Here is an 11,143-nt window from a genome sequence, read left to right as displayed (position 1 = left end):
CCCCGGGGGGGGGGGGGGGGGGGGGCGCGGGCCCCCCCCCCCCCCCGCCGGGGGGGGCCCCCCCCCCCGCGGGGGGGGGGGGGGGGGCCCCGGCCCGGGCCCCCCCCCCCCCACCACGTGTGGACGAGCCCTGGCCGGCGGTTCCCGGCCACATGATCTCGGACCCGCCTGTCGACCCGTGGCCGGACCGGCCGGGTGCTGAGAGCGGCAAGCTCCGGCACCGCGACCGTCGAGCGGGTGACCGGGGACCGACATCGATCGCCCCGCACCGGATCGACGCCGTCGTACTGGTCGACGGCGGTACCGACACAATGTTGCGCGGGGACGAGGCCGGTCTCGGCCCTCCCGAGGAGGACCTCACCAGCGTGGCGGCCCTCGCCGCGCTGGACGGTGTGCCGCAGGAGGCCTTCGACCTCGGCTGGAAACCGGCCGCCGGGGTGAACGGCCGGGCCCTCGAGCGACTGCTGGACAGCCACCACACCGAACGGCAGCCGGTGGCCGCCGACGTGACAGCACCCGCGCACAGAGAGAACTGCTTCCCACCGGACCCGGCCCCCGCGCGGGGCGCGGCCTGATGGCCGAACCGACGCGGTGCGAGGACGTCGGCCGCCACCTCACCGAGAAGGTCACCGCCCTGAACGCCCGCCACGACTTCGGCGCGGGACACGGACTGCTCGGCGGCGGATGCGGGACGTAGAACCGCGACGGGGGCGCCTGTACGACCGGATGCACGCCGGCCGCCGACTGCTGCCGGACCGCACCGTCCGGCTGTCGGTGAAGGGCTGGTCGGACCGGGTCGATCACGTCACCGACGACGGTGGGAAACTGACGGTGCCCGCGATGCCGCTGCGGCCGCACGGTCACGCGGCATGGGTCGGTGACGACCAGCAGGAGCTGTACGACCGGTTGCCCCGGTGGTTCGGCGCCGCCACCGGCTGACCTCCCCGTCACGGGCGGCCCGACCCCGCTTCCTCACCGGAGAACCCCATGAACCACGTCGCCGACCCCGGCCGCTACGAAGGCACCATGCGTTACCGCCGCACCGGACGCTCCGGGCTCGACCTGCCCGCGCTGTCCCTGGGCTACTGGCACAACTTCGGCGACGACAAGCCGTTCGAGACCCAGCGGCGGATCGCCCTGCGCGCCTTCGACCTCGGCATCACCCACCACGACCTCGCCAACAACTACGGCCCGCCCTACGGATCCGCCGAGATCAACTTCGGCCGGATCATGCGGCAGGACCTGGCGCCGTACCGCGACGAGCTGGTGGTCTCCACCAAGGCCGGATGGGACATGTGGCCCGGCCCCTACGGCCAGGGCGGCGGCTCCCGCAAGTACCTGCTCGCCTCGCTCGACCAGTCCCTGAAGCGCACGGGCCTGGACTACGTCGACATCTTCTACTCCCACCGCCTGGACGCCTCCACCCCGCTGGAGGAGACCATGACGGCACTGGACACGGCGGTGCGGCAGGGCAAGGCCCTCTACGTCGGCATCTCCTCCTACGACGCCGAACGCTCCCGGCAGGCCGCCGCGATCCTCCGCGACCTGGGCACGCCGCTCCTCATCCACCAGCCGTCGTACAACATGCTCAACCGGTGGATCGAGACCGAGGGCCTGCTCGACGCCGCGGCCGACGAGGGCTTCGGCGTCATCGGGTTCACCGCGCTCGCCCAGGGGCTGCTGACCGGCCGCTACCTCGACGGCGTTCCCGAGGGGTCCCGCGCCACCCAGGGCAAGTCCTTCGAGACCGGCTGGCTCACCGAGGACACCGTCCGGCGGCTGCGGGCGCTCAACGACATCGCCGCCCGCCGGGACCAGAGCCTGGCGCAGATGGCGCTCGCCTGGGCCCTGCGTGACCCGCGTGTCACCTCGCTGGTGATCGGCGCCTCCCGCCCCGAGCAGCTGGAGGAGAACGTGGCAGCCCTGGCCAACCTCTCCTTCGACGACGACGAACTCGCCGAGATCGACAAGTACGCGGTCGTCGACGGCAACGTCGACCTGTGGCGGCGGGCCCGCACCGGCGACCTCGGCTGAGGCGCCCCGGCCGCCGAGGAACCGGTCAGGAGGGCCGGGGCCGGCCCACGACGCGGAGCAGCCGGGGCGCCTCGCCGGCCGGCTGGGGCAGCCGCAGGGGCTCCAGCCCCGGTGTGACGGTGCCGAGCAGGGCGGCCCGGCGCGCACCCGTACCCGAAGGGATCGCGCCGGACAGGCCGTTGACGGTCAGGAAGCCAAGCACGGCGAAGGCCAGCGCCTCCTTGGCGTCGGACGGCAGCCCGAGCGAGTCGCTGGAGCCGAGGGCCACCCCGGGCAGCTCCTCGGCGATCATGCCCATCAGCACGGGGTTGTGCGCCCCGCCACCGGAGACCACGAGCCGCGTGACGCCGTGCGCGCGGCAGGCGTCGGCCACCGTGACGGCCGTGAGCCTGGCCAGGGTCGCCAGGACGTCGTCGGGGACCGGTACGGGCGCCGCGTCGAGCGCCTCCAGCAGGTACGGCAGGTGGAACCGCTCCTTGCCGGTGCTCTTCGGAGCCGGCCTGCGGTAGTAGGGGTCCTCCAGCAGCACTCGCAGCAGCGCAGGATCGGCCCGGCCCGCCGCCGCCCGGCGTCCGCCCGCGTCGTACTCGGACGCGCCGCCGGTGAAGTGCCGTACCGCGGCGTCCATCAGGGCGTTGGCGGGCCCGGTGTCGAAGGCCAGCGGCTGCGCGCCGGGAGCGACGACGGTGACGTTGGCGATCCCGCCCAGATTGAGGGCCGCGGGGGTTCCGGGCAGCGCGGCCAGGGCCAGGGCGTCGGTCATGGCCACCAGGGGCGCGCCCTGACCGCCGGCCGCGACGTCCCTGCCGCGCAGGTCGGAGACGACGGGCAGTCCGGTCGCCTCGGCGATCCACGCGGCCTGTCCGAGCTGGAGGGTGCCGCGAACGACGCCCTCCTCGACCCAGTGGTACATGGTCTGTCCGTGCGAGACCACCAGGTCGGCGCTGCCCTCGCACAGCTCCCGCACGGCGCGTGCGGCCACGTCGGCGAACGCCTGCCCGATGCCGGTGTCCAGCGCGGCGACGGTACGGACCGTCGTGGCCGACGGAGGCAGACTGCCCGCGATCAGGTCGCGCAGGTGGTCGGGATAGGGAGCGGAGAGATGACCGAGAGGGCGCATCACCAGGATCTCACCCTGGAGTTCGAGGTCCGCGGCGGCCGCCTCGACGGCGTCGTAGGACGTGCCTGACATCAGGCCGATCACACGCACGAAGTTCTCCTGCGAGAGGCTGGGCGATTCGGACGGGACGGAGGCTGTCCGGGCGTGATCAGCTCCGGCCGGCCGTCGTGGTCAGCTGGTCGGGTCCGGCTCCCGGCTCCTCGCCGTGGACGGCGGCACCGCCGGCCGCCGGCGCGCGGTGGAAAAGACTCAGCACTCCGCCGACCAGCAGCGTGATCAGCACGCCGATGGGCACGAGCCACTGGGCCGCGATCGCCTGGGACACCGTGGCCCCGCCCGTGGTGACGTCGATCCTCACCACGCGCACGATGTAGGTCATCACCCCGATGGTGACCAGGAAGGCCACGACGGAGTCGACCTCGTTGGCGCGTGTGACGAGCCGTCCCAGGAGGAACGCGCCGAGCAGCGCGCCGTAGGTGTAGCCCGCGATGGTCAGTCCCGTCAGATACACGTTCCCGGTGCTCTCGCTGAACGCGCAGGCGAACACGGCCATGAGCGTCGCCCACACCAGCGTCATCCAGCGGGCGAGCCTGAGCAGCGCCGCCTCGGAGGGAGTGCTGCGGAAGAAGCTGTGGATGATGTCGGCGACCGTCGAGTTCGACATGGAGTTCAGCGCCGAGGACAGCGATCCCATCGCCGCGCCCAGAATGCCGGCCACGAGCAGGCCCGAGACGACCACGGGCAGCCCGTGCAGGATGAAGTCGGGGTAGAGGTTGTCCGAGCTGGCCAGCCCCAGCTCCGAGAAGGACCGGCCCTCGTTGTACGACCACAGCAGTGCGCCGACGAGGGAGAAGGCGGCGAACTGGACGGTGACGAAGACTCCCGAGGCGATCATGGCCTTCTGACCCTCGCGCAGTGTCCGGGTCGCCAGCACGCGCTGGACGATCAGCTGGTCGGAGCCGTGCGACGCCATGGCGAAGATCGCGCCGCCGATGATGGCCGTGGGCAGGGCGAACGGGCTGGTGAGGATGTGGGCGAGGCTGAAGTCGGTGTCGAAGAGCGTGAACCGTCCGGCGTCCAGGGCGCGCGCGTAGCCGTCCCCTCCGACGTGCGCGGACAGCACCGCCACGGCGAGGACCGCGCCGCCGAGGTAGAGCACCATCTGGATGGCGTCGGTCCAGATCACCGCCTTGATGCCGCCCAGGTAGGTGTAGACGACGGTGATCAGCGTGAGCACGATGATGATCACGCGGTAGCTCGCGTGCACGCCGAACTCGTCGAGCAGCAGCTTGATCGGGATGGCGGAGGCGAACAACCGGACACCCTCGGCCAGCAGCCGGGTGAACACGAAGGTCACCGAGGCGAGCCCCTGCAGCTTCAGCCCGAACCGGCCGCCCAGGTACTGGTAGGCGCTGACGAACCCGCCGCGCTTGTAGAGGGGGATCAGCACGGTGGCCACGACGACGCGTCCGATGACGTAGCCCAGGGCGAGTTCGACGTTCCCGAAGCCCTGGCCGCTGTACGCGCCGCCGGGGACGCTGATGACGGTCAGTACGCTGGTCTCGGTGGCGACGACGGAGAAGGACACGGTCCACCACGGCATGTGGCCTTCACCGACGAAGTAGTCCTTCGCCGACTTCTGCCGGCCGGCCTTCCGCAGGCCGATCCAGGCGATCCCGATGAGATAGACCACGATCACCACGAGGTCGAGCTGGCGCACGCTTGCTCCTAGACACTGGCCGGTGGGGTCGCCGGCGCGGGGGGAGGGGTGGGAGGCGCCGTCCGGCGGACGCGGACGACGAGGGACGCATGAGGGGTGGTGCGGTCCAGGGCCAGCAGCCGGGCCCCGTCGAGGGGGTCGCCGAGTGAGTCGCCGAGCCGTACGGGAAGTCCGGAACCGGTGATCTCGGCGGTCAGCGGTGCCATCAGGACCGGGCCGAGACCCGTCAGTCCACCGGTGACGGCCAAGGGCAGCGGGCCGCCGTCTTCGCCGATCCGGCGGGCTGCGGCGAGCGCGGTCCCGGCCAGGTCGGCGGCCGCGCCCCGGACGATCGCCGCGGCGACCGCGTCCCCCGCGTCGGCGGCGCGCGCCACCGCGGGGGCGAACGAGGCGGCCGTGCGGGCGGGATTGCCGTCCCGTCCGACGGTCGCCGGCAGCCGTCCGGGATCACCGAAGAGGCCGACGGCCGCGTCCAGCAGGGCGGTGGCCGGGCCCCGCCCGTCATGGGCCCGCAGGGCCGCCCGCAACCCGTCCGTGCCGATCCGGGCACCACTGCCGTCGTCGCCGAGCAGGGGTCCCCACCCGTCGACGCGTGCGTACGTCCCGTCGGCGCCGATCCCGACCGCGACCGCCCCGGTGCCGATCGCCAGCACCACGCCCGCCCGGCCGCCGAGTGCTCCGGCATGGGCGGTGACGGCGTCGCTGGTGACGGCGGACTCCTGGACGGGCACGTCCTCCAGGAGGGCCGCCGCCAGGGAGCGGGCCGCCGCGGGGGCCGAAGCCGCTCCGGCGGCCCCCACGAGTACCGCCTCCGGCCGAGCGCCGTCGGACTTCCGAAGGAGCGGCTCGACGGCGGCGCGCACGGCCGCACGGGCCGCCGCCACACCGTCGGGCGCCGCAAGTCCGGGAGCACCGGGGACGGAACTGACGGCCCGTGACGAGTCGACGCCGTTCCACAGCATGGCGCGGCAGCCGGTCTTCCCGAGATCCACCGCCACTACTGAAGTCATAGGGTCTGCCCTTCGCCCGAAGGACCCGGCACGTCGAAAGCCACCAGGTCGCCGGTGACCGGTGCGGATCGCCGTCCGAGTATGGAAATCCGTAGTCCGGATGTCAACAAGTAACGTAGTGTCGGTCGCCGCGTAACTTTTTGACCTGCTCGGGCCACCCCCTTACCCTGTGTGCATCACACCCAGGAGGGGCCATGGTCCGCCAGTCCTCGTCCCGCGTGCCGGAGCAGTCCGCCCAGGACGCCCCGCCCGCCGACATCCTCACGCGCGTCCGCGCCGCCCGGCCCTCCCTGGCCCCCTCGGAACGCAGGGTCGCCGACGTGGTCCTGGCCGACCCGGGGCAGGTCGCGGAGTTGTCCATCAACGCTCTGGGGGGCAGGGCGAGCACCTCGGCGGCCACCGTGATGCGGTTCTGCCGCACCATCGGCACGGGCAACTACCCCCAGCTGCGGCTGGCGCTGGCGGCCGCCGCCGCGCGGGAGCATGCCCTGGGCGGTGAGCGGGCGGCGCGGGGCGGCACGGACATCAGCCCGACGGACTCGCTGGACCGGATAGTCAGCAAGATCATTTACAACGAGGTGCGGGCCCTGGAGGACTCGGGCACCGGACTCGACGTCGACGCGCTGGGCCGGGCGGTGGACGCCGTGGCCAAGGCCCGCAGGATCGACATCTTCGGCGTGGGAGCCAGCGCGTTCGTCGGCCAGGACCTGCACCAGAAGCTCCACCGCATAGGCCGCATGGCATTCATCTGGAGCGACCGGCACGCGGCGCTCACCGCTACGGCCCTGCTGGGGCCGGGCGACGTGGCCCTGGCCGTCTCCCACTCCGGGGAGACCGAGGACACCACCGAACCGCTCCAGGCCGCGGCCGCACGCGGAGCCACCACCATCGCCCTGACCAACGACCCCGGCTCCACCCTCGCGACGAGCGCCGACCTCGTGCTCACGACCTGCGCCCGGGAAACGCCGTTCCGCTCCGGTGCGACCGTCAGCCGCATCGCCCAGCTGGCCGTCATCGACTGCCTCTTCGTCGGCGTCGCCCAGCGCTCCTACGACGCGGCGACCACCGCCCTCGAGGAGACCTACGGAGCCGTCCGGCGCCGTGGGCGTCCCACGCGACGGCCCCCGTCCTCCCCTGGCGCGTGACGCCACTCCCGTCGTTCACTCGGCCGCCGGTTTCCGCCGCCTCGCTCCCGTCGCCTTGGTCAGGGCGCGTCGGCGGGCCTGGTCCACCGCGTGTGTCAGCGCCGCGATGTCGTACGCGCCGTGGTGACGCCTGCCGTTGACGAAGAAGGTCGGCGTGCCCGACACCCCGCTCAGATCCGCGGAGTCCACGTCCTCGGCGATCCTGCGGGCGCCCCGGCGAGCTTCCAGGTCCTCGCGGAAGACCTCCATGTCCAGGCCCAGCTCCTGGGCGTGCCGCAGCAGATCCCGCTCGCTCAGCTCGTCCTGCCGTTCGAGGAGCAGGTCGTGCATGGCCCAGAACCCTCCCTGACGCGCGGCCGCCTCCGACGCCTCCGCAGCCAGTTGCGCGTGCGGATGCACGTCCGTCAGCGGGAGATGCCGCCACACGTAGCGGACATCGGTCTCACTGCCCAGCAGGTCGCGGACCACGGTCTCGGCCCGGCCGCAGTACGGGCACTCGAAGTCGCCGTACTCGATCAGGGTCACCGCGGCGTCCTCCGGGCCCCGCACCCGGTCGTGGCGCACGTCGACGGCGACGGCCAGATCCGTCAGCGGCTCGGAGACCCCCAGCAGCGCCCGCGCCTTCCGGGCCGCCGGCAGTAGCCCGATCACGCCGGAGACCGCCCAACTCGCCGCGAACGAACCGAGCAGGGTGGCCAGGATGCCGATGCGGGCCTGGTTCAGTTCCTCTCCCTCGAAGGCGAGAGCCGCGATCAGCAGCGACACCGTGAAGGCGGCCCCCGCGATCGCTCCGGCGGTGGTGACCGACCCCCACCCCACATTGGGCCGCAGCCGCCCGCCCGACAGCATCTGCACACCCGCCATCGAGCCCACGACCCCCACGATCTTGCCCACCACGCAGCCGCACAGGATGCCCAGCGTGATGGGCGAGGTGAACGCGTCGGCCAGCCGGGCGCCGCTCAGCTCGATCCCCGCGTTCGCCAGCGCGAACAACGGCACGATGCCGAAGCTCACCCAGGGCAGGAACCTCTGCTCCAGCCGTTCGTTCGGCGAGATCGCCGAGGCCAGGCCCCGGGCCGCCGAACGCTGCAACTCCGGGGTCGGCTGCTCCCGGAACCGCCTGAACAGACGGCTCGCCCGCTCCAGGTCCCCGCGGGGCGCCGGGTAGGCGAGGACCAGGGTCCCGACGGCCAGCCCCGTCACGACCGGGTCGATCCCGGCCTCGTGCAACGCCACCCACACCACCACGGACAACACCGCGCAGTACCCGCCGCCGCGGACACCCGCCACCCGCAGCACGGCGATGAGCAGCAGCGTGCCCAGGGCGACGAGCAGGGCGGGCAGGTGGATCTCGTCGCTGTAGAACACGGCGATGACGAGCAGTGCCACGAGATCGTCGACGACCGAGAGGGACAGCATGAACGCTCGCAAGGAGGCCGGCAGCCGGGAACGGAAGACGGCCAGGATGCCCAGCGCGAAGGCGGTGTCGGTCGACATGGCCGTGCCCCAGCCGTGCACCGAGTCGTGCCCCGCGTTGACGGCGACGTAGATCAGCGCCGGAACGACCATGCTGCCGAGACCGGCCACCGCGCTGAGCAGCATCCAGCGCCGGTCCCGCAGTTCCCCCATGTCGAACTCGCGCCGCGCCTCCAGGCCGACGACGAAGAAGAACAGGCTCATCAGCCCCGCGTTGACCCACTCGTGCAGGTCCAAGGAGAGGTGACCGGCGTCGAAACCGATCGTGAAGCGCGCCCCCCACACGGCCTCGTAGGAGGAGAGGTCGATGTTGGCCCAGAGCAGCGCCACGATCACCGCCGCCAGCAGCAGGGCGGCGCTGCCGGTCTCCGTCTGCACGAAGGTCCGCCAGCGCGTACCGCCCCGGGTCGACATCCCCTGTCCCGTCCCACGGGACTCGCCACCGCTCACCCGGCCGATTATGACCGCCACCGGCCAGGGTGACGGCGCGTCACGAGTGCCGAGTCCCCGAACGTCCCGTTTCGGAGTACCCGCCCTCGCGCAGACCGGTCACCAGGTCGCGCGGTCACCTCGCCGCGGCCGGGACCTCGGAATCCGCGCGGCCTTCCGGCGCGACGAGTAGGACGATCGGATCGGACCGCGGCGATCGGGTACGGCAGGGCCCACCGGACGCCCGCGGTCCACGGCCCGAGGCCGTCGGGGCGGGTCAGCGCGGGGTGCCCTCGATGCCGCCGTCGCCGCGGTGTGGTGCCGTCGCCCAGGAAGGGAGCCAGGCGTCCTCGGGAAGCGGAGCCAGGCTTGCGAAGTGGTCGACGATCGCCCGGAGCCCCGGATGCGGATCCGCCCGGGGGAGGATGAGCGAGAGGGGGTACGCGAGCGTCGGGCCCGCGATCGGGATGCGGCGCAGGTCGTGGTTGGCCGGCCAGATGTACCGGTCGCGCGAGCCCACGAGGGTGGCCGCGTCGTCGGAGTCCGCGAGGATGTCGAGGAGTACCTCGTTGCCGAAGTTCGGACCCGCGGCGTCCACGCGGAGGCCGAATGCGGTGGCGAGCTGATCGTAGAAGTCCGCCCATTCGCTGTGCGGCGCGATCCCCGGCACCCAGATCCGGTGCCCGCGCAGCCGGTCCGGTGTCAGGGTGCGTGCGGAGGCGAGCGGATGCCTCGGGCCCACGAGGAGTTCCAGCGGCGAGTGGAACGCGTGGATCATCCGCACGTCACGCGGCAGTGCGGCGGGGTCGGTGACCGAGCGGAACGAGGCGTCGACGTCGCCCGCCCGCACGGCGGCCACCGCCAGACGCGGGTCGTTGACCCTGAGCGTCACCACGTCCAGTTCCGTTCCGGGACGTGAGCGCCAGTAGTCGTGCAGGACGACGGCCTGCGCGGACCGCAGGCCGAGAACGTCGATCCGCAGCGCGCGTGAGCCCCGTCTGATCGCGGTGACGGCGCGGTCGGCACCCGCGACGACGTTCCGGGCGTGCGGGAGGAAGGCCTGTCCGTCCAGCGTCAGCTCGACCCCGCGGGCGGTGCGGGTGAACAACCGGACGTCGAGCGCGCGCTCGAGGGCCGCGATCCGCTTCGAGACCGCCTGCTGCGTCACACCGAGCTCGTCGGCGGCGTGCCGCAGCCGGCCGAGCTCGGCCGCGCGGACGAACGATCGCACCGCCTCGGTATCCATGGATGGGAGCATAGACCCGCACAACCGGTGGTTGTGGACTGCGCCGGGCCCGGTCGATGAGGGCCAGGCGCCGGCCTCGCCGGACGGACCAGTCGCGCTCGTCGGGTTGTCGCCCTCGGGCCGACCCCAGCCCGGATCCACCGGTAGCCCCCGTGGTCCGTCCCCGGCCGGCCGTCGGCCGGCCTCGGTGGTACGCAGGTCGCGGGAGCCTGGGCGGAACAAGCGCACGACTGGGCCAAGTGCACGATGGCCGGCGTCCTCGGCGGCGGGACCGGGTCTTGTCCCCGATGAGTGGACACCTGTTCGTTTCGTTATGCGGCAAATGTCAGGGGAGCTGACTGCTGTTCGTAGGCGATCGGTGCCTGCTGTCCGTTCGCCGAGTGCCGTCGACGGGTGTTGTAGCGCGTAGCCCAGCGGAAGACCGCCAGGTGGCAGGAACGAACGCCGTCGTAGCGGCGGGCACCGCGCAGTGTCTCGCGTTTGAGGGCGGCGTTGAACGACTCGGCGAGTGCGTTGTCCGCCGAGGTGCCGACCGCTCCCATGGACTGCCGCACCCCCAACTCGGCGCAGGCTTCGGCAAATTGGCGGGATGTGTACTGGGCTCCGTGATCGCTGTGGAATACGGCGCCGGCCAGGCTGCCGCGGACCCGGGCGGCGGCCCGGAGCGCGTCGGCGACAAGCTCGGTGCGCATGTGGTCGGCGATCGACCAGCCCACCAGACGGCGCGAGAAGCAGTCGATCACCGTCGCCAGATACAGGAACTCGCCGTCGCCCACCGGCAAGTACGTGATGTCCCCGACGTACTTGGCGTTCGGCATGCTCGCGGTGAAGTCGCGCCGGAACAGGTCCGGCACCGGGGTGGCGGACGGTTCGGGCACGGTGGTGGTTACGCGCTTGCGCAGTCGCAGCCCGGCGATGCCGAACTTCCGCATCACCCGCCCGACGCGCTTGTGGTTCACGCGC

At 72.5% G+C, this 11,143-nt stretch carries 11 protein-coding genes; 5 read left to right on the top strand and 6 right to left on the bottom strand.

Features of this window, described 5'->3' with window-relative positions:
- The first annotated feature begins 152 nt into the window (after positions 1-152).
- From ACGFYH_RS24940 to mgrA, 4 genes are read left to right on the top strand one after another with little or no spacing between them, the layout of a single operon-like run.
- The gene (locus ACGFYH_RS24940) at positions 153-575 is read left to right on the top strand and encodes an FAD-dependent monooxygenase (RefSeq protein WP_393805389.1); all 423 of its coding nucleotides are present in this window, start codon (positions 153-155) and stop codon (positions 573-575) included.
- Positions 575-697, top strand: coding sequence for a hypothetical protein (locus ACGFYH_RS24935; RefSeq protein ID WP_393805388.1), 123 nt, complete (start codon positions 575-577; stop codon positions 695-697). The genes ACGFYH_RS24940 and ACGFYH_RS24935 overlap by 1 nt, the downstream gene beginning before the upstream one ends.
- Positions 685-939 (top strand): hypothetical protein, encoded by a 255-nt coding sequence (locus ACGFYH_RS24930; protein WP_393805387.1) that lies wholly within the window; start codon positions 685-687, stop codon positions 937-939. Before ACGFYH_RS24935 ends, ACGFYH_RS24930 begins: the two co-directional genes overlap by 13 nt.
- 48 nt (positions 940-987) lie before the next feature.
- Positions 988-2,034: an L-glyceraldehyde 3-phosphate reductase gene (gene mgrA, locus ACGFYH_RS24925; RefSeq protein ID WP_393805386.1), complete on the top strand. Its 1,047-nt coding sequence runs from the start codon at positions 988-990 to the stop codon at positions 2,032-2,034.
- 25 nt (positions 2,035-2,059) lie between these two features.
- Here mgrA and ACGFYH_RS24920 read toward each other — a convergent pair whose 3' ends face one another.
- From ACGFYH_RS24920 to ACGFYH_RS24910, 3 genes are read right to left on the bottom strand one after another with little or no spacing between them, the layout of a single operon-like run.
- Positions 2,060-3,244, bottom strand: coding sequence for an anhydro-N-acetylmuramic acid kinase (locus ACGFYH_RS24920; protein WP_393805385.1), 1,185 nt, complete (start codon positions 3,242-3,244; stop codon positions 2,060-2,062).
- A 58-nt stretch (positions 3,245-3,302) separates the two neighbouring features.
- Complete coding sequence (locus ACGFYH_RS24915) at positions 3,303-4,874, bottom strand: sodium:solute symporter (RefSeq protein ID WP_393805384.1); 1,572 nt, start codon at positions 4,872-4,874, stop codon at positions 3,303-3,305.
- 8 nt (positions 4,875-4,882) lie between these two features.
- Complete coding sequence (locus ACGFYH_RS24910; protein WP_393805383.1) at positions 4,883-5,866, bottom strand: BadF/BadG/BcrA/BcrD ATPase family protein; 984 nt, start codon at positions 5,864-5,866, stop codon at positions 4,883-4,885.
- A 212-nt stretch (positions 5,867-6,078) separates the two neighbouring features.
- Between ACGFYH_RS24910 and ACGFYH_RS24905 the strand changes: the two genes are divergently transcribed.
- Complete coding sequence (locus tag ACGFYH_RS24905) at positions 6,079-7,029, top strand: MurR/RpiR family transcriptional regulator (protein WP_393805382.1); 951 nt, start codon at positions 6,079-6,081, stop codon at positions 7,027-7,029.
- Between the two features lie 15 nt (positions 7,030-7,044).
- Here ACGFYH_RS24905 and ACGFYH_RS24900 read toward each other — a convergent pair whose 3' ends face one another.
- The 3 genes from ACGFYH_RS24900 to ACGFYH_RS24890 form a co-directional block, all read right to left on the bottom strand.
- Positions 7,045-8,919, bottom strand: a complete 1,875-nt coding sequence (locus tag ACGFYH_RS24900) for a Na+/H+ antiporter NhaA (protein ID WP_393805484.1) — start codon at positions 8,917-8,919, stop codon at positions 7,045-7,047.
- A gap of 292 nt (positions 8,920-9,211) precedes the next feature.
- Entirely contained in the window at positions 9,212-10,180 is a 969-nt protein-coding gene (locus tag ACGFYH_RS24895; protein ID WP_393805381.1) for a LysR family transcriptional regulator, read from the bottom strand.
- A gap of 311 nt (positions 10,181-10,491) precedes the next feature.
- A partial coding sequence (locus ACGFYH_RS24890; protein ID WP_393805380.1) for an IS3 family transposase occupies positions 10,492-11,143 on the bottom strand: 652 nt, incomplete at its 5' end.

The organism is Streptomyces sp. NPDC048392, from assembly GCF_043200575.1.
GTDB lineage: Bacteria > Actinomycetota > Actinomycetes > Streptomycetales > Streptomycetaceae > Streptomyces.
The sequence above is the reverse complement of the archived record's forward strand: the minus strand, read 5'-3'. Positions and strand labels throughout refer to the sequence as shown.

Excerpts from the sequence above, each read along its gene's own strand:
- ACGFYH_RS24940 (WP_393805389.1), top strand. The coding sequence starts at position 153 with ATGATCTCGGACCCGCCTGTCGACCCGTGGCCGGACCGGCCGGGTGCT.
- ACGFYH_RS24935 (WP_393805388.1), top strand. The coding sequence starts at position 575 with ATGGCCGAACCGACGCGGTGCGAGGACGTCGGCCGCCACCTCACCGAG.
- ACGFYH_RS24930 (WP_393805387.1), top strand. The coding sequence starts at position 685 with ATGCGGGACGTAGAACCGCGACGGGGGCGCCTGTACGACCGGATGCAC.
- mgrA (WP_393805386.1), top strand. The coding sequence starts at position 988 with ATGAACCACGTCGCCGACCCCGGCCGCTACGAAGGCACCATGCGTTAC.
- ACGFYH_RS24905 (WP_393805382.1), top strand. The coding sequence starts at position 6,079 with ATGGTCCGCCAGTCCTCGTCCCGCGTGCCGGAGCAGTCCGCCCAGGAC.
- ACGFYH_RS24900 (WP_393805484.1), bottom strand. The coding sequence starts at position 8,919 with ATGTCGACCCGGGGCGGTACGCGCTGGCGGACCTTCGTGCAGACGGAG.
- ACGFYH_RS24895 (WP_393805381.1), bottom strand. The coding sequence starts at position 10,180 with ATGGATACCGAGGCGGTGCGATCGTTCGTCCGCGCGGCCGAGCTCGGC.